Annotated in this window: 22 protein-coding genes; 9 read left to right on the forward strand and 13 right to left on the reverse strand. The window is 63.7% G+C overall.

Annotated elements, in window-relative coordinates; all coding sequences use genetic code 11:
* Positions 1-2: 2 nt before the first annotated feature.
* The 3 genes from AC0L20_RS14505 to AC0L20_RS14515 all read right to left on the reverse strand — a co-directional run bounded on the left by AC0L20_RS14505 (position 3) and on the right by AC0L20_RS14515 (position 2,640).
* Entirely contained in the window at positions 3-629 is a 627-nt protein-coding gene (locus AC0L20_RS14505; protein WP_473289525.1) for a CMD domain protein, read from the reverse strand.
* A gap of 47 nt (positions 630-676) precedes the next feature.
* Positions 677-1,711 carry a putative FMN-dependent luciferase-like monooxygenase gene (locus tag AC0L20_RS14510; RefSeq protein ID WP_473289078.1) on the reverse strand — a complete coding sequence of 345 codons (1,035 nt, stop codon included), beginning with the start codon at positions 1,709-1,711 and terminating at the stop codon, positions 677-679.
* Positions 1,712-1,845: 134 nt separating this feature from the next.
* Positions 1,846-2,640: a MetQ/NlpA family ABC transporter substrate-binding protein gene (locus tag AC0L20_RS14515; protein WP_456768194.1), complete on the reverse strand. Its 795-nt coding sequence runs from the start codon at positions 2,638-2,640 to the stop codon at positions 1,846-1,848.
* Positions 2,641-3,031: 391 nt separating this feature from the next.
* On the opposite strand from AC0L20_RS14515, the gene AC0L20_RS14520 reads away from it, so the two are divergent.
* Complete coding sequence (locus AC0L20_RS14520; RefSeq protein WP_473289081.1) at positions 3,032-4,819, forward strand: peptide ABC transporter substrate-binding protein; 1,788 nt, start codon at positions 3,032-3,034, stop codon at positions 4,817-4,819.
* Positions 4,820-4,863: 44 nt separating this feature from the next.
* Here the strand turns inward: AC0L20_RS14520 and AC0L20_RS14525 are convergent, their stop codons facing one another.
* The 4 genes from AC0L20_RS14525 to AC0L20_RS14540 all read right to left on the reverse strand — a co-directional run bounded on the left by AC0L20_RS14525 (position 4,864) and on the right by AC0L20_RS14540 (position 5,863).
* Positions 4,864-5,049, reverse strand: coding sequence for a hypothetical protein (locus AC0L20_RS14525; protein WP_473289083.1), 186 nt, complete (start codon positions 5,047-5,049; stop codon positions 4,864-4,866).
* 78 nt (positions 5,050-5,127) lie between these two features.
* Positions 5,128-5,382: a hypothetical protein gene (locus tag AC0L20_RS14530; protein WP_473289086.1), complete on the reverse strand. Its 255-nt coding sequence runs from the start codon at positions 5,380-5,382 to the stop codon at positions 5,128-5,130.
* The gene (locus AC0L20_RS14535) at positions 5,364-5,591 is read right to left on the reverse strand and encodes a hypothetical protein (RefSeq protein ID WP_473289088.1); all 228 of its coding nucleotides are present in this window, start codon (positions 5,589-5,591) and stop codon (positions 5,364-5,366) included. Before AC0L20_RS14535 ends, AC0L20_RS14530 begins: the two co-directional genes overlap by 19 nt.
* Positions 5,592-5,668: 77 nt before the next feature.
* Positions 5,669-5,863 (reverse strand): hypothetical protein, encoded by a 195-nt coding sequence (locus tag AC0L20_RS14540; protein ID WP_473289091.1) that lies wholly within the window; start codon positions 5,861-5,863, stop codon positions 5,669-5,671.
* An 86-nt stretch (positions 5,864-5,949) separates the two neighbouring features.
* Here AC0L20_RS14540 and AC0L20_RS14545 point away from each other — a divergent pair, with 86 nt between their 5' ends.
* Complete coding sequence (locus AC0L20_RS14545) at positions 5,950-6,465, forward strand: YciE/YciF ferroxidase family protein (protein WP_027519885.1); 516 nt, start codon at positions 5,950-5,952, stop codon at positions 6,463-6,465.
* Between the two features lie 62 nt (positions 6,466-6,527).
* On the opposite strand, the gene AC0L20_RS14550 is transcribed toward AC0L20_RS14545, so the two are convergent.
* The gene (locus AC0L20_RS14550) at positions 6,528-7,385 is read right to left on the reverse strand and encodes an SDR family oxidoreductase (protein WP_473289095.1); all 858 of its coding nucleotides are present in this window, start codon (positions 7,383-7,385) and stop codon (positions 6,528-6,530) included.
* Positions 7,386-7,448: 63 nt separating this feature from the next.
* The gene (gene treZ, locus AC0L20_RS14555) at positions 7,449-9,260 is read right to left on the reverse strand and encodes a malto-oligosyltrehalose trehalohydrolase (protein WP_473289097.1); all 1,812 of its coding nucleotides are present in this window, start codon (positions 9,258-9,260) and stop codon (positions 7,449-7,451) included.
* Between the two features lie 335 nt (positions 9,261-9,595).
* Between treZ and glgA the strand changes: the two genes are divergently transcribed.
* From glgA to AC0L20_RS14580, 5 genes are all read left to right on the forward strand, one after another.
* Positions 9,596-11,005 (forward strand): glycogen synthase GlgA, encoded by a 1,410-nt coding sequence (gene glgA, locus AC0L20_RS14560; RefSeq protein WP_247287719.1) that lies wholly within the window; start codon positions 9,596-9,598, stop codon positions 11,003-11,005.
* 74 nt (positions 11,006-11,079) lie between these two features.
* Positions 11,080-11,337, forward strand: a complete 258-nt coding sequence (locus AC0L20_RS14565) for a hypothetical protein (RefSeq protein ID WP_473289101.1) — start codon at positions 11,080-11,082, stop codon at positions 11,335-11,337.
* A 43-nt stretch (positions 11,338-11,380) separates the two neighbouring features.
* A complete protein-coding gene (gene glgX / locus AC0L20_RS14570; protein WP_473289103.1) occupies positions 11,381-13,618 on the forward strand; it encodes a glycogen debranching protein GlgX in 2,238 nt (745 codons plus the stop codon).
* A gap of 104 nt (positions 13,619-13,722) precedes the next feature.
* Complete coding sequence (locus AC0L20_RS14575; protein WP_473289105.1) at positions 13,723-14,016, forward strand: hypothetical protein; 294 nt, start codon at positions 13,723-13,725, stop codon at positions 14,014-14,016.
* 145 nt (positions 14,017-14,161) lie between these two features.
* Entirely contained in the window at positions 14,162-15,433 is a 1,272-nt protein-coding gene (locus AC0L20_RS14580; protein ID WP_018453925.1) for a DUF892 family protein, read from the forward strand.
* 3 nt (positions 15,434-15,436) lie between these two features.
* Here AC0L20_RS14580 and AC0L20_RS14585 read toward each other — a convergent pair whose 3' ends face one another.
* Positions 15,437-18,553 (reverse strand): DEAD/DEAH box helicase, encoded by a 3,117-nt coding sequence (locus AC0L20_RS14585; RefSeq protein WP_473289107.1) that lies wholly within the window; start codon positions 18,551-18,553, stop codon positions 15,437-15,439.
* Here AC0L20_RS14585 and AC0L20_RS14590 point away from each other — a divergent pair.
* Complete coding sequence (locus tag AC0L20_RS14590; protein WP_473289109.1) at positions 18,552-18,809, forward strand: hypothetical protein; 258 nt, start codon at positions 18,552-18,554, stop codon at positions 18,807-18,809. The two genes, AC0L20_RS14585 and AC0L20_RS14590, sit on opposite strands and share 2 nt — an antisense overlap.
* A 102-nt stretch (positions 18,810-18,911) precedes the next feature.
* Here the strand turns inward: AC0L20_RS14590 and AC0L20_RS14595 are convergent, their stop codons facing one another.
* Positions 18,912-19,172 (reverse strand): hypothetical protein, encoded by a 261-nt coding sequence (locus AC0L20_RS14595; RefSeq protein ID WP_473289111.1) that lies wholly within the window; start codon positions 19,170-19,172, stop codon positions 18,912-18,914.
* Between the two features lie 120 nt (positions 19,173-19,292).
* On the opposite strand from AC0L20_RS14595, the gene AC0L20_RS14600 reads away from it, so the two are divergent.
* Positions 19,293-20,024 carry a DUF3750 domain-containing protein gene (locus AC0L20_RS14600; RefSeq protein ID WP_473289113.1) on the forward strand — a complete coding sequence of 244 codons (732 nt, stop codon included), beginning with the start codon at positions 19,293-19,295 and terminating at the stop codon, positions 20,022-20,024.
* A 243-nt stretch (positions 20,025-20,267) separates the two neighbouring features.
* On the opposite strand, the gene AC0L20_RS14605 is transcribed toward AC0L20_RS14600, so the two are convergent.
* Both AC0L20_RS14605 and AC0L20_RS14610 read right to left on the reverse strand, forming a co-directional pair.
* Positions 20,268-20,555 carry a DUF2934 domain-containing protein gene (locus AC0L20_RS14605; protein ID WP_456768181.1) on the reverse strand — a complete coding sequence of 96 codons (288 nt, stop codon included), beginning with the start codon at positions 20,553-20,555 and terminating at the stop codon, positions 20,268-20,270.
* 282 nt (positions 20,556-20,837) lie between these two features.
* The gene (locus tag AC0L20_RS14610; protein WP_007595988.1) at positions 20,838-20,999 is read right to left on the reverse strand and encodes a DUF2934 domain-containing protein; all 162 of its coding nucleotides are present in this window, start codon (positions 20,997-20,999) and stop codon (positions 20,838-20,840) included.
* Between the last annotated feature and the right edge of the window lie 39 nt (positions 21,000-21,038).

Raw genomic sequence — 21,038 nt, forward strand, 5'->3', positions numbered from 1 at the left:
CCTTACGCGCCGGCCGCGGCGTTCGCGGTGCGCCCGAGCGAGGCACCGAGCGCGCGCAGTCCGGTGACGACGCGCACCTGGAACGACAGGAACGCAACGAGCTGAGAAAACGTGACGATGCCGGTGTTCGACCAACCGGCGGCGAGCAACGCCTTCATGTCGGCTGCAGCCGCATCGCGCGGGCGGAACACCAGCAGATGCGCGTGCTCGAACGCCGCAACGAGCCGTTCCCCGAGATCGGCCTTGCGCTCCGCGCTGACGCGATAGATCAGGCCGGCCTTGTTTTCGACCGACAGCGGGCCGGCTGGAAACGCACCGTAGGGGCCCGAGGTCTCGCCCTGCGCGATTTCGACATCGACCGCTTCGACCAGGCGCGCGCCATCGGCGGTCGCAGCTAACTTCGCCCGGTAGAAGCCCGCCGTCGTGGGCTCGCGGTGAAGACCGATCACGAACAGCGCAACCGCGGCGCGCTCCACCAGCGAGACATCGCCGGCGTCGATCGGCTCGAACAGCGAGAGATAGCTCTTCTGCGCGTTGTCGCGCGCCTGCAGGCGGCGTGCGCGAATGGCGTCGAGCGGCGAACCCGGTTCGATGCCGGCGAGCGTGTCGATGATATCCTTCGTAGCCATCATTCAGCCTCTTGCAGCCTCGTGCAACGCGATTGCGTTCATTCCCACTAACCCGCCAGCGCCACGTCGGGCGCCGTCCGCGCCCAACCCAGCGCCGGCGCGACCTTCTCCGCGACCAGCTCGATCGAGCGCAGGATATGGGGATGCGGGGCATCGACCGAATGCGCCTGGAAGACGAGATCGGTCACCCGCTCCAGCGTGGCGTCGGCGCGCAGTGAGGCGATGACGTCGTCGGCCGCGCCGACATGGGTGTCGAACGCCGCGATCATCTCCTCCAGCGTCTCGCCCGGCTTGGCGTGGCCGCCCTTGAGGAATTGCGGCAGCGCGCGCCGCAGCCCGATATCGGCAAGGCGCATCGCCTCGGCGCGGTCGTCGGCGACGAAGATGGTGCGCGAGGCCATGATGCGGGGTTCGCGTCCCGGCGGCAGCGCTTCGAGGTAGGCATCGATCACCGGATTCTGAATCTCGGCCAGCGTTGCCTTCGGCGCCTCCTTGGGTCGAGGCTGGGTGCGCGACAGCAACAGGCCATCGCCCGCCTTGCCGGCACGCGCGCCGCCCGCCACAGAGAATGTCGCCTGCCAGATCCGGTTGTCCAGTTGCGGCCGCTGCGGATAGAGCGTGTCGCCACCGTCGAGCGGCTTGCCCGTCAACGCCGTGCGGACGATTTCCAGATTGCGCGCAAAGATCTCGTTGCGCTGGGCGCTGTCGAGGCCGAAGGCGGCAAAAGCCGAGGGATTGCCGCCGGTGCCGACACCGAGCTCGAAGCGACCATTGCAGAGCAGATCGAGCACCGCGGCGTCCTCCGCCACCCTCACCGCGTTCTCCAGCGGCAAGGTGACGATGCCGGTGCCGAGCCGGATGCGCGAGGTTTGGGCTGCGACGTAACCGAGGAAAGTAAAGGGCGACGGCAGGCCGCCCTCGCGCTCGTGGAAATGGTGCTGCGCGATCCACGCGGAATCAAGGCCCGCCTTCTCAGCGCGCACGATCTGTTCGGCCGCGAAGCGATATCGGTCGGCGGGTGGGGCCTCGTCGAGGAGTCGCGTGAAAAACCCCAGGCGTTTCAGGTTTGCTAAGCGTTTCATACGATCCCTGTCGAACGAGGATGGGCCCCGATGATGTCGGTTGCCGCAGCTCCAGACAAGCGGGCATTGCGCAGGGCTCGTACGCAAGCCTGCCCGCGGGATCGCCTGAGCTGAGCTTTGGCTGGGCAGACTGCCTACCAGCTCGGCAGTACCGCGCCCTTGAACTTGGTCAGGACGAACTCCTTGACCTCCGCGGTGTGGTAGCTGTCCACCAGGATCTTGACCCAGGGCTTGTCCTTGTCGACCGTGCGAACGGCGATGAGATTGACGTAGGGACCCTTCGGGTCCTCGCGCAGGATCGGATCCTTGACGGGATCGAGGCCCGCCTGGGTTGCATAATTAGTGTTGATCGCGGCGGCGTCGACATCGTCGAGCGCGCGCGGCGCCTGCGCCGCGTCGACCTCGATGAACTTCAGCTTCTTGGGATTCTCGATGATATCAAGCACCGTCGGCTTGAAGCCCGTGCCGTCCTTCAGCTTGATCGCGCCCTTGTCGCGCAGCAGCAGCAGCACGCGGCCGCCATTGGTCGGATCGTTCGGGATCGAGATCTTGCCGCCCTCGGGAATGTCGGCGAAGGACTTGTGCTTCTTGGAATAGACACCGATCGGGAAATTCACGGTCAGGCCGACGGCTTCGATCTTGTAGCCGCGGTCGGCCTTCTGGTTGTCCAGATAGGGCTGATTCTGGAACGAATTGGCCTGGATCTCGCCGGCATCGAGCGCGGCGTTCGGCACGACGTAGTCGGAGAATTCGATGAGCTGGATGTCGAGACCCTGCTTGGCGGCGATCGGCTTCACGGCCTCGAAGATCTGGGCGTGCGGCCCCGGCGTCACGCCGATCTTGATGGTCTCGCCTGAAGCGGCGGCCGACCAGGCGGCGAGCGCGGTGGCAAGGATCAGGGGAAGGCGAAACGACATCTTGGTCTCCATGGCTTGGCAATGATTGGAACCGTATTCGCTTCTCCGCGGGGCGAAATCAATGAAATGGAAATCCATATTGGCTGGCCGACGCGGACGACGCTTCTCCGTTCGTCCGCATGTGGGGAACGAATGCACCTGCGCAAGCATGAGGCGCATTACGGCAAAACAGCACGGATCGTTGGGCCCAGCCCGCTGGAGCGAAGCGCAATCCAGGGCGCAGCCTGCCGCGGGTGGACTTATCCTGGTTGCGCTCGGCTCCATCCGGGCTTCAGACCTCTCCCCGCCCATTCGTCATTTCGCCGCAGGATTTTCTCACCCTGTCGGCATTGCCGCCTCGCCCATGATGAAACATGATGGGCTTTGGCCGGTGACGACTTGTCCGTGAAGTGGGGATCATCCGATGAACGAGAACGAAATCCGCAAGTCCATCGCTGAGGTGAAGCAGGGCAAGCTATCGCGACGCTCGTTCATGCAGACGATGGCTGCGATCGGGATCGCAGCGCCGGTCGCGAGCCAGATCCTGGTTTGGAACGACGTGGCGATGGCGGATGCCACGCTGCCCTACAAACCGACCAAGGCGGGCGGCGGCGGTCCGCTCAAGATCCTGCTCTGGCAGGCCCCGACGCTGCTCAATCCGCATTTCGCGCTCGGCACCAAGGACCAGATCGCCTCGCGCGTCTTCTTCGAGCCCCTCGCCGGCTGGGACAAGGAGGGCAACCTCGTCCCCTGCCTCGCGGCCGAGGCTCCGTCCAAGCAGAACGGCGGCCTTTCGCCGGACGGCCTGAGCGTGACCTGGAAACTGAAACAGGGCGTGAGATGGCATGACGGCAAGCCCTTCACCGCCGACGACGTCGTTTTCACCTGGCAATACGCTTCGGATCTCGCCACGGCGGCGTACACCACAGGGTCCTACAAGGACATCACGGTCGAGAAGATCGACGACCATACCGTCAAGGTACTGTTCAAGGCGCCGACGCCGTTCTGGGCCGACCCCTTCGTCGGTTCGGTCGGTCCGATCCTGCCGAAGCATCATTTCGGCGACTATGTCGGCGCGAAGTCGCGCGAAGCGCCCGGCAATCTGAAGCCGGTCGGCACCGGTCCCTACAAATTCGTCGAGTTCAAGCCCGGTGACTTGATCCGGGCCGAACGCAATCCCGACTATCACGTCAAGAACCAGCCGCATTTCGACACGCTGGAGATCAAGGGCGGCGGCGATGCGGTGTCCGCGGCGCGCGCCGTGCTGCAGACCGGTGAATACGATTATGCCTGGAACATGCAGGTGGAGGAGGAGGTCCTCAAGCGCATGGAGGCCAGCGGCAAGGGCAAGCTCGACGTCACGCCTTCCGGCAACGTCGAGTTCATCATCCTCAACACGACTGACCCGTGGACCGAGGTGGATGGCGAGCGCTCCAGCCCCAAGACCAAGCACCCGACACTGTCCGATCCCGCCGTTCGCCGCGCGATGAACCTGCTGATCGACCGCGACTCGATCCAGAAGTTCATTTACGGGCGCGGCGGCATCGCCACCGCGAGCTTCGTCAACGCACCCAAACAGTTCAAGTCGCAGAAGCTGAAATACGAGTTCGACGTCGACAAGGCCAACAAGCTCCTCAATGAAGCCGGCTGGGCCAAGGGCGCGGACGGCATCCGCGAGAAGGACGGCAAGAAGCTCAAATTCGTCTTTCAGACCTCGACCAATGCGCCGCGTCAGAAGACGCAGGCCATCATCAAGCAGGCCTGCCAGAAGGCCGGCATCGAGATCGAGATCAAGGCGGTCACGGCATCGGTGTTCTTCTCGTCCGACGTCGGCAACCCCGACACCTACTCGAAGTTCTATGCCGACATGGAGATGTACAACACCACGCAGCCGCAGCCCGACCCGGAGCGCTTCCTGAACCAGTGCGTCTCCTGGGAGATCTCCAACAAGGATAACAAATGGCTCGGCCGCAACGTCTCGCGCTGGTCCGATCCCGAGGCTGACAAGGCCTACAAGGCTGCACAGAACGAGCTTGATCCGGTCAAGCGCGCCGCGCTGCTGATCAAGGTCGACGAAACTTTTTGCGAGGCCAACGTGTTCCTGCCGCTTCTTTCCCGCAACATCGTCAACGCAGGGGTCAACAACCTCATGGTCGACATGTCGGGCTGGGACGTCACGACCTGGAATCTGGCGAGCTGGTACCGCAGCTGACGCCCGAGAGGCTGGACGCGCGATCTCCGCGTCGGCAGACCAGCTCAATCCCTGCCGGCAAATTGACGGTCGAGGTTTGACGCCGTGTCGGCGCTTCTCAGCCGTTTCATCAGCTCATCCCTCTCCTTGCCGTCGGGCAACGATTCGGCCTTTTCACGGATGGTCCTGGTGAACTCCGCAAGCCGCTCTTGAAGAGTGGTGGTTTGCTGAACGCGACGCCGCCTGAGCACGATCGGTCTCCATGTCATGGCACCATGCGGTGCCTTTCTGGATGGCCAATGATAAGAGCGGGCGCAGCCATATCTATATCAAATGATATAGCTCAAGCCATTTGGTACCGACGCGTTTTGAACAGTCAGAGCCTTCAGCTGACGGTTCGGAACGAAAAGGACGGCTGTTTCATTGACACTGCGAGACAGCACGGACGCGCCATGGGTAAGATATTGATCAGCACCGCCGTCGTAAGCCTGGCGCTCATCATTGCCTTCGCGGTCTATGTCATCACTCTGTGAATTGCCGAAGCCAATGATGTTGCGCTCGGAAATCACCCGCGCGCGCAGCAATCCACCAGCAGGTTCCAGATCCGCTGCGCCTCGCCCGATGCGCGGGTCTCTAACCCCTTCTCCGGGGTGGACTGCGGATAGCCCACCAACGGGGGCGCTTCGCGCGGCACAATCCATCTCTGGGAGATCGGATCGTACCATTTTCCGATAATCGTTTCAGTCACGCCGCTCGACTCACCGATATGATCCTGGGCGGAGCTACGGCTCACGGGCTTCGTCGAATCCCGTTCACCGCGCCTCGCCCATTTTACAAATCGGCTTCTTGCCGGATCGTTCCTGCCGCGGCTCAGCGCGGCCGCGCCGGATGAAGCGTACGGGGATGCCGCTCGTGCAGCAGCCGCGCGAGCTCTTCCCGCTCCGCAGGACGCCCCTTCATGGCGGTCTCGAACAGCGCTTCCTGGATATCGCGCGGCATGTCGCCCCACACGTCCATCGCCGCCCGTCCGAGCAGGCTCGCAAGATGATCCGCACCATCGCTCATTCGGCTCTCCTGATCTGGTCACAGAAATGGAACAGCTGCGGCTGTGCCGCGTTCCAGTTCCATCATTGTGAAAGGAGACGTCTTTTATGGGATTCTTCACCAAGGACATCAAATCGATGGAAGACCTGCTGCTGCACGGGCTGCAGGACATCTATTACGCGGAACAGCAGATCCTGAAATCGCTACCGAAGATGATCGACAAGGCGACAAACAGGGACCTCGTCACCGGACTGAAAGCTCATCTGGAAGAGACCAACAAGCAGGTCGACAGGCTCGGCAAGGTGTTCGCGAAGCTCGGCAAGGAGCCCAGCGGGACACACTGTCCCGCCATCGACGGCATCATCAAGGAGGCCGATGAGACCGCGGGCGAGATCGAGGACAAGGCCGTGCTCGACGCCGCGATCGTGGCCAACGCACAAGCCGTCGAGCATTATGAAATGTGCCGCTACGGCACGCTGATCGCATGGGCAGAGGAGCTCGGGCACGACGACATCGTGCGCTTCCTCACGACGAACCTGAACGAAGAGAAGGCCGCCAACACCAAGCTGAACACGGTGGCGCTTCGCAAGGGCGTCAATGCCAAGGCGTCCAGCGCCGCTTGATCGAGACGTACTGGCGTGGCGGCCCTGCTCGCAGGGCTGCCACTTTCTCGTCGCACGTTCGGTCAGATGAACGGCTTGCCACCGGTGACCGCAAGGGTCGCTCCTGATGTGTAGCTCGAGAGCGGATCGGCGAGCATGACATAGGCGGTCGCGAGCTCGGCCGGCTGGCCGGCCCGTTGCATCGGCACCTGCTTCCCGAAATTCTTGACCTTCTCCTCCGGCATCGTCGATGGAATCAGCGGCGTCCAGATCGGCCCCGGAGCGACCGCGTTGACCCGAATGCCCTTCGCCGCCAGCATCTGGGCGAGCCCACCCGTAAAGTTCTGAATGGCGCCCTTGGTCGTGGCATAGGCCAGCAGGGTCGGATTCGGCATGTCGGAGTTCACCGACGCGGTGTTGATGATCGCCGCTCCCGGGCGCATGTGGGGGACCGCAGCTTTGGTGAGATAGAACATGGCATGGATGTTGGTCTCGAACGTCCGCTGCCATTCCTCGTCGCTGATATCGGCGATCTCCTTGAACGTGTCCTGATGCGCTGCGTTGTTGACGAGGATGTCTATTGCGCCGAACGCCTCGACGGTGCGGGCGATGATCGCGCGGCAATGATTGGGATTGCGGATGTCGCCGGGGATCAGGACGACCTTGCGTCCTTCGCGCTCCACCAGCGTCTTGACCTCGGCGGCATCCTCGTCCTCGTTCAAATAGGCGATGACGATGTCGGCGCCTTCCCGGGCATAGGCGATCGCGACCGCGCGGCCGATGCCGCTGTCGCCTCCGGTTATGATTGCCTTCTTTCCGACCAAGCGGCCGGAGCCCTTGTAACTCTCTTCGCCATGATCCGGTCGCGGATTCATCGCGCGGGTCGAACCAGGCATCGGTTGCTGCTGCGGAGGATAAGGCGGCTTTGGATATTCTATCATGAAGCGGCTCCAGGGATTTGCTCCGCTAACGGAAAGCTGACGGAAGCGTTCCTCGCCGTTCCATCACGCCTCTTGACCAAGCCTTACGATGATATCGTTCGGCAACAGGGCTGGCGCGTCGGCCGCGCTCAATCGCCATAGGCTCTCGCCCGCAACCAGTGCCGGCATAGACAGTTCGCGGTCGGCGAAATTGGCGACGATCTGCAAGATGTCCCCCTCCTCCGTCCGCCAACGAGCATCCAGGCCACCCTTACGCTGGTCCTCCCCCAGCAACTTGCAATGAGCCGACACGAAACCCCGTTTGATCAGCGGCACGATCTTCTCGCGCCGTATCTTCAGCAATTGGGTCGTCAGACCGCGAAACCTGGCGCTGGCGGGAGAGCGGTCGATGCCGTTCCAGTCGAGCTTCGATGCCTCGAAGGTTTTTTCATCGCACGGATCCGGAATTCTGGCGCGCATGTCGGGCGTCGAGAATGCCTTGAAATGCGCAAACTCCTTGCGCCGCCCTTCCCGCGTCAGCTCGGCGGCTTCGCCGGACCAGTCTGCGAAGAACAGGAATGGCATCTCGGCCGCGGCTTCCTCACCCATGAACAACATGGGAATATGCGGGTTCAAGAGAACCAGTGCCATCGCCTGATCCAGTTTCTCCGGACCGACCAGCGCAGACAGCCGCTCCCCGAACGCGCGGTTGCCGATCTGGTCGTGGTTCTGGGCGAAGAAGATGGTCGCCTCAGGCGGCAGATGCGCGCTCGGCTCGCCGCGCGGTTCGTCATGCAGCGGAAAGACTTCGCCCTGGTAGGCAAAGCCCTCAGTGAGCGCTCGCGCGAGATGTTCAAGCGGCCTGTCTGCGAAGGCGCGATAATAGCCTTCGTCTTCGCCCGTCAACAGCACGTGGAGCGCGTTGTGAAAATCATCGCCCCACTGCGCGTCATAGAACCGGGGTCGCCCTTGCGCACGGTCGAGCAGGCGAGCCTGATTGGCCTCGTTCTCCAGCATCAGATGCACGCGCCGGCCCGGCAGCTGACTGCGAACCGTCTCGGCAAGCTCGATCAGGAAATGGCGTTCGGAATCGTCCTTCAGCGCGTGAACGGCGTCGAGCCGCAAGCCGTCGAACCCGTAGTCGCGCAGCCACATCAGCGCGTTCTCGATCAGGAACTCGCGCACGAACGCGCCGTCGTGTCCCTCGAGGTTGACCGCAGGGCCCCAGCCGGTGCTATGGCGCGTGGTGAAGAAGCTTTCCGCATAGAGGTGCAGATAGTTCAGCTGCGGCCCGAAATGGTTATAGACCACATCGAGGTAGACCATGATGTCGAGGGCATGCGCCGCGCGTAACAGCCGTTTGAGGTCCTCCGGCCTGCCGTAGCGTGCATTCGGCGCATTCAGCAGCACGCCGTCATAGCCCCAATTGTGCCGGCCGGGGACATCATTGAGCGGCATCAGCTCGATCGCGGTGATGCCGAGATCGCGCAGATAGGGCAGCTTCTTCTCGACGCCGGCATAGCTGCCCTCCTCACTGAAGGTGCCGACATGCAGTTCGTAGATCACGGCCTCCGCCCAGGGGCGGCCGGGATAGAGCACCGAGTCCCGGAACACCGTGGTGTCGATCACCTCGCTCGGCGCCCCGACGTCGTCGGGCTGGAAGAACGCGGCGGGGTCGGGAACGACCAGATCTTCGTTGATCCTGAACTGATAGCGCGTGCCGACACGCGCGGTGGGGCTCAACGACTGGTACCAGCCATCGTGGTCGCGCATCATCCGGAGTGGCGGCCGGCCGGCCTCGAGCAATTCGACCGATTGCGCCGTCGGCGCCCACAGATTGAAGCAGACCCCGTGATCGAGGCATCGAGGACCGTGGTGTCGCGGTTGCCCGGCCATTCCCAATCTGTGACTCAAACCTGGCCGCCTTTGCGTGCATGGCTGGAAGTTACGTCACGCTTCGCGAGGCTCGATTTTACGATCGCTTAAGCATGCTCAGGACGTGAGAAGCCGAGATGCAGGCATTCGTTCCTCAGGCGAGCGCCGCACCCCGTCCACACGCTCTGTGTGCACTTTTGAACCGAGGACGAAAAAAGTCTGTTCGGTGGCGAAAGTTAGGAACGTTTGTTGCGGCGCGGAATTCAGGAATTGCGCTCCGTTGGGGAAGCGCAATTGGAATTCCAGAGATGGTTGGCAGAGGCCAGTGGTGTCCCTCGGGCCGGGCGGCGTGACGCATGCGGATCCTTTTCGCGACGCCCGAAGTATCAGACTTCATTCAAGTGGGTGGACTTGCCGCCGTCTCGGCGGCTCTCCCGCGCGCCTTGCGCGACTTTGCCGACGTTCGCGTCATCATCCCCGGCTACCCGGCTGTCCTGCGTGGATTACAAGACCTTACGACCGTCGGACGATGCCAACCTTTCGCGGCCCTTCCGGCCTTTGCCATCGATCTCGGGCATACCGCCGACGGCATGACCTATTACGTCGTCCGATGCCCGGCGCTCTACGAACGAGACGGTACGCCCTATGCCGATGGCCGCGGAGCTGATTGGGGCGACAACAATGTCCGGTTCGCGACCTTCTCTTATGCCGCTGCGCAGGTTGCGAGAGGATTGGTCGACAAGGATTGGGCCGCCGATCTCGTCCATGCCAATGACTGGCAATGTGCATTGATCCCCGGCTATCTGGAATGGCACTACGCGCACATTCCAACTGTGTTCACGATCCACAATCTGGCCTATCAAGGCGTCTTCGACCGCAGCTCGCTCGCGCCGCTGGGGATTCCCGAGGCCAGCTTCAACATCGACGGCGTGGAATTCTACAATCGCCTGTCCTTCATCAAGGCCGGCCTGGTCTACGCTTCCCACCTGACGACCGTCAGCCAGACCTATGCCCGCGAGATCACCACGGCCGAGTTCGGCTGCGGTCTCGAAGGGCTGTTGCGGCAACGGGCCGATCGCAACCAGCTTTCCGGCATTCTAAATGGAATCGACGAGAGCTGGGATCCGCGCACATGCTCCTCACTGTTCCAGCCGTTCGGCGCCGGTGACTGGGCCGAACGGTCATTGAACGCCGACGATGTCAGGGAACAGTTCGGGCTGGCGGTCTCGAGAGGCCCCCTGTTCGCGCTCGTGGCGCGCCTGGTGCACCAGAAGGGCGTCGACCTCGTGATCGAGAGTGCGCAAGCGATCGTCGATGCGGGCGGCCAGATTGTCGTGACAGGCAAGGGCGAAACGCGGTTCGAGGAGGCGCTGCTGCAGGCGCAGGTGCGCGCGCCGCGCTCGATCGCCGTGAAGATCGGCTTCGACGACGCCGAGGCACGAAAGATCTTCGCCGGCAGCGACTTTACCCTGATGCCGTCGCGCTTCGAACCCTGCGGGCTGAGCCAGATGTACGCCCAGCGCTTCGGCTCGCTGCCGATCGGCCATCGCACCGGCGGTCTCGCCGAGACGATCGTGGACGGCGAGACGGGCTTCCTGTTCGACCGGGCGTCGGCCCCCGGCTTCCTTGGAAGCCTTTGCCGGGCCTTTTCCACCTTCGGCATGAAGGACCGCCTCGATCACATGCGCCGCGCGGCCATGGCACAGGCCTTCAGTTGGACCCAGTCGGCCAAGTCCTACGCGGCGATCTACAAATCTTCGATCTAGACGGGCGACTGCAAGGCAAGCAGGGAACGGAATCACTTGGGGGACGGTTGCAACTCTACACAGGAGTTTTCGCCATGCGCCGCCCGAAGCCACAACCAATCCGTAACAAGCTCGACCTTGCCGACCGTACTCAGGTGCGCCTTGTCAGAAAGCGTCTCGGATTGTCCGACGCGGAGCTGACCAGCATCGTCGAGCGGACCGGCAACTCGATTGCGGCCATCAGCAAGGAGGCGGCGCTGCAAAGGGCAACCACGCTGCCAAAGCCGGACGATGTGCCTCCTGTCGCAGTCATCGCCTCTGCGGCGGTTGGCGAGCCGGCGACGCGGAAGTGACGGCAATTGCACCAAATTCTTGAAGGGCTGTTCTGGGGCAACGATGGATCAAACAGTACATTCGGATGACGCCCTGACGCGGGCGGCCTCGAGCCTGCGCCGCTCCCGCATCAGCGAGGGCAAGCCGTTTCCGCTCGGCGCCACCTGGGACGGGCTCGGCGTCAATTTCGCGCTGTTTTCGGCCCATGCCACCAAGGTCGAACTCTGCCTGTTCGACGACGACGGCGAAACCGAACTGGAGCGGATCGAGCTCCCGGAATACACCGACGAAGTCTGGCACGGCTATTTGCCCGCGGCCCGTCCCGGCACCGTCTACGGCTACCGCGTCCATGGCCCCTACGAACCCGACGCGGGACACCGTTTCAATCCCAACAAGCTCGTGCTCGATCCCTACGCCAAGCAGCTGGTCGGCCGGTTGCGCTGGGGACCGGAGCTGTTCGGCTACCAGCTCGACCATGCCGACAAGGATCTCTCCTACGACGAACGCGACAGCGCGCCCTTGATGCAGAAATGCCGCGTCATCGACCCGGCCTTCACCTGGGGCGCCGCGCGCAAGCCGGAAGTGCCGTGGGAGCGGACGATCGTCTACGAGATGCACGTCAAGGGCTTTACCCAGCTACATCCGCTGGTGCCCGACGCAGACCGCGGCACGTTCTCCGGTCTCGCGCATTCGGAAGTTCCGGCCTATCTGCGATCGCTCGGCATCACCAGTGCAGAATTGCTGCCGATCCACGCCTTCGTCGACGACAGCTACCTGGTCGAGAAAGGCCTGCGCAATTACTGGGGCTACAACTCTCTCGCCTTCTTCGCGCCGGAGCCGCGTTACCTCAAGACGCCGTTCGCGAACGAATTCAAGACCATGGTCAACCAGTTCCACGCCCATGGCATCGAGGTCATTCTCGATGTCGTCTACAATCACACCGCGGAAGGAAACGAGCTCGGCCCGACCCTGTCGTTCAAGGGCATCGACAACGCCAGTTATTACCGCCTGCTGCCGGACCAGCAGCGCTATTACATCAACGATACCGGTACCGGTAATACGGTGAACCTGTCGCATCCGCGTGTGCTGCAACTGGTCGCGGATTCCCTGCGCTACTGGGCAACCGAGATGCGGGTCGACGGCTTCCGTTTTGACCTCGCCACCATCCTGGCACGAGAGCCTTACGGTTTTGACGAGGGCGGCGGGTTCCTCGATGCCTGCCGGCAGGACCCCGTGCTTTCCAGCGTCAAGCTGATCGCCGAGCCCTGGGACATCGGTCCGGGTGGCTATCAGGTCGGTCAGTTTCCGCCGGGATGGGCGGAGTGGAATGACAAGTTCAGAGACACCGTGCGCGCTTTCTGGAAGGGCGACGAGGGGTCGATCGCGGACTTCGCCAAGCGCGTGTCTGGCTCCGGCGATCTCTTCAACAAGCGCGGCCGCCGGCCATGGGCCAGCGTCAACTTCGTCACCGCCCATGACGGTTTCAATCTCAATGATCTCGTTTCGTACAACGACAAGCACAACGAGGCCAATGGCGAGGACAATCGCGACGGCCACAGCAACAATCACTCCTGGAATTGCGGCACCGAGGGACCGACGGACGATCCGGAGATCATTGCGCTGCGCGAGCGCCAGAAGCGCAATCTGCTGGCGACCATGCTGTTGTCTCACGGCACGCCCATGCTGCTTGCCGGCGACGAATTCGGACACACCCAGCACGGCAACAACAACGCGTACGCCCAGGACAACGAGACCACATGGCTCGACTGGATGGGAATCACCGCGAACGGCCGCAGCCTTCGCGAATTCACCCGCAAGCTGATCGCGACGCGTAAGGCCTTTCCCATTCTCTACCGCAGCCGCTTCCTGGTCGGCTCCCACAACGAAGAGCTGGACGTCAAGGACGTGACGTGGCTCGCGCCGTCCGGCGAGGAAATGACGACGGAGCAGTGGCAGGACGGAAACGCCAAATGTTTCGCTTTGCTGCTCGACGGCCGCGCCCAGGAGACCGGGATCAAGCGCCGCGGTTCTGATGCAACCATGCTGCTGATCTACAATGCTCATCACGACGTCGTCAATTTCACCTTGCCCGCCGTCGCCGAGGGACGCAGCTGGATCGGGTTGATCGACACCAATCAACCGGAGGGGCAGATGCCCGCGTTCGAGTTCGGGCATGTTTATGCGATGACCGGGCGATCCCTCGTGGTGTTCGGTCTCGCGACCGAGAGCATCGCCACCCGCCGTCTGCGACAGGGCCTCGGCGCGCTGCTGGACGTCGTGGAGGCGCCACTGCCCGGATAGTTCGCCATGATAACGCGAGAAGACTTTTCGAGTTGATGACGACAGGGAACGCACGCAGGTCACCGGCGTTCGAGTAGATGGGGCATCAGTCGGAGAACACCGAGATGAAGTTCACAGGTGCCGTTATCCTCGCCGCTCTCGCGCTGCCCGGAGCAGCATGGGCGCAGGCCAGCAAGCCTGACGTTTCGTCCGCGCCGAGCGCGCAGAATTCGGGTGCCGGGATTGCCGGACAGCCCGGCAACAAAAACGGTCCGGCCGCCAAGCCCGGTGAGACCGTCGGATCGAGCTCGACGAGCTCCACTGGCAACACCGCCGTACAATCGCAGGATCCGGCGCATATTCAGGGCGCACCGGGCAACAAGAGCGGGCCGCCTGCCAAGCGTCCGGATCAACGCTGAACGGTCCCCCGCAATCCTACCCATCGAGTTCGAACGACCTGCGCCTGACATTATCGGCGCAGGTCGTTTCGCGAGGAACGAACGCTGAAGCCGCCCGTTCGGGACTCACCTTCTTTCCACTCCCTCCTGCACCCGAGAGTCCACCATGTATCACCACGTCAAGAAGCTGATGTTCACCGTTCGCGTCGACGAGCCGGATCCGCGCTTTGGCAACATGCTGCTGGAGCAGTTCGGCGGCGCCAATGGCGAGCTCGCCGCCGCGATGCAGTACTCGATCCAGGGGTTGAACTGCGAGGATCCCGATCGCAAGGACCTCCTGATGGACATCGGCACCGAAGAGCTCAGCCATCTGGAAGTGGTCGGCACGCTGGCGCGGATGCATCTCAAGCCGTCGAAGTTCGACCGCCAGGCAGCCGAAGCCGATCCCCTCATCGCCATCGCGGGCGGCGGCGGGGTCAATCTCTTCAACTCCCAGGGCAATGCCTGGACCGCCGACTATCTGAAGATCACCGGCGAGCTCGACGTCGATCTGCGCAGCAACATCGCCGCAGAGGCGCGGGCCAAGATCGTCTACGAGCGGTTGATCAATTTCTGCGACGATGCTGGCAGCAAGGACGCGCTGCAGTTCCTGATGACCCGCGAGATTACGCACATGAAGGCATTCGCACTGGCGCTCGAGAGCATGGGCAAGCCGGCGTTCAGCATCGGCCGCATCGCGCCGACGCCCGGCCTCGTCGACCAGTTCTTCAACGATTCCACCGGCGCCGGCGATCATGGCGAGATCGACACGCGCGGCCCCTGGAACGAGGGCGGCGACTGGGTCTTCACGGAGTCGCCGGCGATCCAGGCGGGCGAACCGGGCCCGGCCTCGGCCATCGTCACCGAGAGCTCGCCCCCGGCGGACGAAGCGGGTCTCGGCGATCTGCTCATCAACGAGCTGCGCGATATCCTGCATGCCGAGAAGCAATTGACCAAGGCGCTGCCCAAGATGGCGGAGGCCGCCCGCTTCGACCAGTTGCGCGAGCTGTTCGAGCAGCACCTCGCGGAGACCGAAGCGCAGGTCGAGCGCATCAACGAATGCTTCGAAATGCTCGGCAAATCTGCCCGCGCCAAGCCCTGCAAGGGCATGATGGGCCTCGTTGAGGAAGGCCAGGAGATCATGGCCGAGGGCGAGGACAAGGAGGACGCGGCGGCCGACCTCGCCCTGATCGGCGCAGCACAGCGTGTCGAGCATTACGAGATCGCCGGCTACACCACGGCGCGCAACCTAGCCCAGCAGCTTCGCCACAGTGCCATTGTCGCCCTGCTGTCGAAATCGCTCGCCGAGGAGGAGAACGCCGATCAGCTTCTCAACCAGGTGGCTCGCTCGCTGATGTCGGTGGCGAAAATGCCCGCGGCGGTCGAGCAGACCGAATGATCCCTAGCCGTCCAGCAGGTCGAGAAACTCCTCGACCCGGCTGAACGGATCCGCGTCGCGGCGGCCGGCGTGAACAACGCGGTCGCCGTCGCGCTGCAGCGCTCGCGCCTCGGACTTTCCCCTGAATTTCCGCAGCCGCCCTGGCAGGAACGTCGCGGCGACGGCCTCGGGCCCGACATCGAGCCTGACGATGCCGCGCCGTTTGCAATCGATCCGGAGCCTGGCGGATGCGAAGAAGTCGCGGGCCTCCGGCGGCAGCCTGCCGAAACGACGCGAGATCTCCTCCTCCAGGTCTTCCAGATCGTCGTCGCTTCGGCACCTGGCAGCGCGGCCATAGATCTCGAGCCGGACCGCTTCCGATTGCACGTAGCCTTCGGGCAGCATGTCGGCCAACGGCATATTGAGATCGGGCACCCACAGATCGGCGCCGGTATCGCTGCCTCGCTCGGACGCGCGCTTCAGCAGATGACTGTAGAGCACGGGTCCGAACACCTGGACGTGGCCGGACTGCTGTTCCGAAAACAGATCGCCGGCGCCCCTGAGGTCGAGGTCGCGCTCGCTGATCGCAAAGCCGGCACCCGGCTTGCTGAACTCCTCCAGCACCGCCAGACGTTTCTCGGACTGCTCCGAGGTCGATTCCGTCAGCAGATGAGCAAACGCGCGCGTGCCGCCGCGTCCCACCCGTCCCCTGAGCTGATGCAGCTGTGCAAGCCCGAACTTTTCGGGCCAGCACACCACGATGGTGTTCGCGCGTGGAATATCGAGACCGCTTTCCACGATATTGGTCGCCAGCAGCACGTCCGCCTCGCCATCGACGAAACTCATCATGCGGTCGTCGATCTCGTCCACGGGCAGTCTGCCGTGAAGACAGACGATGCGCAGCTCCGGTGCCACCGATTGCACCCGCGCCAGCATCGGCTCCAGATCCTGGATGCGCGGGCAGATCAGGAAGCTCTGACCGTGCCGCCTGCGCTCGCGGAGCAGCGCAGCGGCGATGGCGGCGTCCGACAGCGGCGCGATCCTGGTCACGATGGGAAGGCGATGAACCGGCGGCGAGGCGATCACGCTGAGATCCCTGAAGCCGGCAAGTCCCGCCGCGAGCGTGCGCGGGATCGGCGTGGCGCTCATCCACAACGAATGGGCGCCCTTGGCGAGGCCTGAGAGCTTCGCCTTCTCCGCCGCCCCGAAATGCTGCTCTTCGTCGATGATGACGAGGCCAAGGTCGGCGAACTTCACGTCCTTTGCCGCAAGCGCCTGCGTGCCGACCACGACTTTCAGCGTGCCGCGCCGCAGCCCCTCCTTGGTCTCTCGCGTCTCCGGGCCTGAACTGGCCCGCGACAGGCTTCCCACCTCGATCCCGAGGGGGCCGAACCGTTTGCGGAAGGTTTCGACATGCTGCCGCGCCAGCACGGTCGTCGGCGCCGCGACCGCCACCTGCTTGCCCGACAGCGCCACGGCCGCCGCCGCCCGCAGCGCGACCTCGGTCTTGCCGAAGCCGACGTCACCGCAGATCACCCTGTCCATGGGATGGCCCGCCGCAAGATCGTCGAGGACGTCTTGAATCGCCTGGCCCTGGTCCACTGTCGTGAAATAGGGGAACCGTGCGACGAATTTTTCGTAAGCTGGCCCCGGCGGCACCAGTTTGGGTGCGCGACGGCGGAGGCGCTGGCTGATGTGTTTGGCGAGCGCCTTGGCGGCGACCTGGATTTCCGCTTCCGCCTCGGTGCGCCGCGCCCACCAGCTGCTGCCGTCCGCCTTGTCCAGCGTCAGCTTGCCGGGCTCGCCGGCATAAGGCCAGATCACCGCGAGATCGGACGGCGGTACGAGCACGGCATTGTCGCCCGCGAATTTGAGCCTGATCATCTCGCGTCGCGATCCCTTGCCCATGTCCAGGGTTTGCAAGCCGTCGAGCACGGCGAGCCCGCGTTGCAGATGGACAATGGCGGCGCCCTTTTCGGGCACGTCGGGATGATCGAACGCTGGGTTCCAGGCGCGCGCCATCGGCTGGGGATGATGGGCCCGGCTGCCGAGCACGTCGGACGCGGTCACGACGACAAGCGGCTTGCGGCCGGCGCCAATGAACCCCGCGTCGAAATCGGCCAGCAGCGCGCCTTCGCGGCTTCGCGCCTTCGTCACCTCGCTCCAATCAGCCAGGCGCTCCGCCTTGATGCCGCTCATGCGCTCCATCGCGCGAAGGTCATCCTCGACGGCGGCGACGAACAGCAGCCGCGATCCGCCGCGCTGCATGTCGGCGACAAAGGCGCGAAGCGCCTTGCGCGGCGAGGCCAGCTTCGAGAACTCCGGCGTCGAGATGAAGGCGGCCTTGCGCGGCAGCACGCTGATGCGCTTCTTCAGCTGTTTCCAGTCCGCCTGCCCCAGATACTCGCGCTCTGCATCCCTGCGGCCGGCGGCGTCCTCGATCGTGCCCAGCCAGCTCTCGGCGTGGGTCGATACCCCGGCATCCGCGATCCACCGCGCGCGGCTGCAATAATCAGGCAGCGTCGCCCGCTGTCCGCGCGTAGCTCCCAGCGCGATCCGCTCGGACATGGGATCGATGATCAATTCGGCGGTCTCGTAGACGACCTCGTGCTCGATCGGATCGACCGCGACGATCTTGCGGATCGTGTCTCCGGAATGCTCGATCCGGAAGGGAGCGAGCGCGCCGGCGGGAAACACTTCGAACGTCTTGCCGTGGAACAGGACGCCGCCCGGATATTCCGCCTCTTCGTCGAGATCGTAACCGAGAGCTTCCAACCGCGTCTCCAGCTCGGGCCCGGAATAGGGCGCGCCCACCTTCAGTGTAAGGCTCGACCGCGACCAGCTCGCCGGCAGCGGCAGCCGTTCCATGATGGCTTCCGCGGTCGACACCAGGAAGACGGGCTTCTTTGCCTTGGCGAGACGCCGCAGCACCGAGCTGCGCCGGCCCGCGATCTCGCGGGATGGCTCGAGGCCGTCGAAGGGCAGCGTATTCAGCCGCGGAAACACCAGCACGTCGACCGAGCGATCGAGGGCGTGGATCACGCCGCCCAGCCGCTCTGCCCTGCTCTCGTCGTCGCAGAGGAAGACGAGGCCGTCGCGGCCGGACTTCTCCCACTGATCGAGCAGATGCAGCGCCAGCATGCCGAGCGGCGATGAGGAGGCGACCGCGGAACGCGGGGCGCTCTTGTCCGGGCGCTTGCTTGTCGATCCCGTGCTCTTCGAACTCTTGCTTTTCGCGCTCTTGCTTATCGAGCCTTTGCTTTTCGAGCTCTTGCTTTTTGTCTTTATCGCGCCGGTCGTGGCCCGGGCTTTCCTGGTGGGCGCCAATGTGTATCCAACTTTGTTTCGCAAACAGAGGCGAGCGACGACGAGCCCTCCCGTCGAGCTCCGTCGATAACGCGCCTCGGGCCTGAGCGCCCAATGACGTCATTACAATTTTGCAATTGCGTTGAAAAGCAGAGACAGGGGGTAAAGGCAAGCGGCCTGAACGGGCAGGCGGCTATTGCAGGACCTTCGGCAGCACCACGACCACGTCCACGCTCTGCGCGAGGATGTGCGTTGCGACCACAGCGAGCTGGTGCGAGAACTCGTCCTCGATCTCGGCTGCGCTGTCCTCGTCGCTGGCAATGGCAAACAGCAGATTGCCGTCGATTTCGTCGAACCGGATGCCGGCGAAGAGGCGATCGAAAATCTCGGCGCCCGCGATGTACGCGATTCGCGCCTGGATGGCCTGGTCCTCGACGAGCGACAACTTCCTCATGGACGCAACATATGGCCGCACCACTCGAATGCAAGAGCAGGAGAGCGCTGGCGCGGCGTGCCTTGCGAACTATATTGGTGGCATCGTCCCGCCTGACCGCGTTTGCCCTTGAGGAAATCCTTGATTCTGTTCCTGCTGCTGATCTTCCTGCCGATCGGCGTGTCGGCCGGCCGCTATTATCTGCGCGGCGACGGCCGCGGCAATTGGCAGACGGCGGATCGCTCCAGCGCCGGCCTGCTGCCGCCCGCATCCGCCAATCCCGAGGCGCTGATCCGCGTGTTCGCCGCGCGCACCGTGCGCTGGCGGAGTATTTTTGCCGTTCACACCTGGATCGTTGTGAAGGAGAAGGGCGCCGCCACCTACAGCCGATACGACTACACGGCCTGGGGCGACCCTGTTCGTAGCAACGGCTTTGCCCCCGACGGCCGCTGGTTCGGCGCCCTCCCGGAAACGGTCGTCGCGGTCGACGGCGCGCGGGCCGAAGCGCTGATTCCCAAGATCCGTGCCGTCGTCGAAAATTACAAGTTCCGCGCCTATGGCGACTACAGTGCCTGGCCGGGACCGAATTCCAACACCTTCGTGCAGGCGGCGCTGGACGCCGTTCCCGAGCTGCGCGCGGTGCTGCCGCCGACCGCCATCGGCAAGGACTTTCCCTACAGCGGACGCTGGGCCGGCATCACGGCGTCCGGCACCGGGCTCTACGCCTCGCTGTCGGGCTATCTCGGCATGACCATCGGCTGGGTCGAAGGCCTCGAGATCAATTTCCTCGGCGCGGTGCTCGGCCTCGACATCCGCCGCCCCGCGCTGAAGCTTCCAGGCATCGGCCGCCTGGGTGTCGCGGCCGGCGCGTAGGCAGGCCGGGTGCCAGCTGGCACCCGCGGTCGGTTGCCACACGTCGTCCTTCCAATGTGTGCTTCAGGTCACAGCAGAATCGAGCGCGTTGGCCTAGAATGATCTTGCATGGCCGCAAACAAGGTAACGGCGGTACGCACGAGGCTGGAGAGGCGACCAACAGCTACGGACTTTTGAAGCCGCCAGGGTGAAGAACTCGGCGGTTTTTTCTTTGTGTATCGTTTCGTCCTATCGCTTCGCTTTCTATCGTTTGTCTGAGGGATCCGAGAGCTTCCGCTGTTCGCGTTCTTGTTCGATCTGCCGTTCCGCTTCGACCCAGAACTCCACATCCCGATCGGCCGGGCGACCGGCCTGCTCCCAGAGTTCGTAAGCGCGCGCTCGCACCTTGCCGCGCCCCATCATGCGAAGCAGCTTCTGCTTCAGCTCCTCGGCAAAGTTCCTGAATCGTTGGACGGTGGTTTCGTCTTTGACGAGCGCAGCCGCTCGCGTTGCGAGTTCGATCTGGTGCTCTATCTTTTGCCGCTCGTCCACCGCAAACCCCGCCGTAGCCACGGGCCTGCGTCGCAGCCCGTGCTGCTCACAACCTCAATTCCTGCTGGAAGGCTCTGTTCCGCCTTCAATGCCAGGTCCTTCAATGCCACGTCGTGTCCGCTTCGACGATCACCGCCCTTGTTTCGGGGTCTTCCGTCGTGTTGCAGGTGCAGGGCATGCCTGCACCGCAGCGGCAGCCGCCCAGTTCCTCACTCCAGGCGCGGAGCGGATGGTTTTCGCAGACCCATCCCAGACCACAGCAGAATGGGCATCTCTTGTGGGTCACAGCGTATCCGGCGTCCGCATGGGGTTCGACTTGTCCTCGTTGCGCAACTCCTGCTCGGCCGCGTGCCAGAACTCTTCCTCGCGGCCTTCCGGCTTGCCCGCCTGTTCCCACAATCGGTGCGCGCGTTCTCTGATGTCGTGATCGGTCGGCTCCGGCATTGCATCTCCTGCGAAGAGACACGGCCCCACCCTGGGGGG

The sequence above is a fragment of the Bradyrhizobium sp. Kon58 genome (assembly GCF_055807455.1).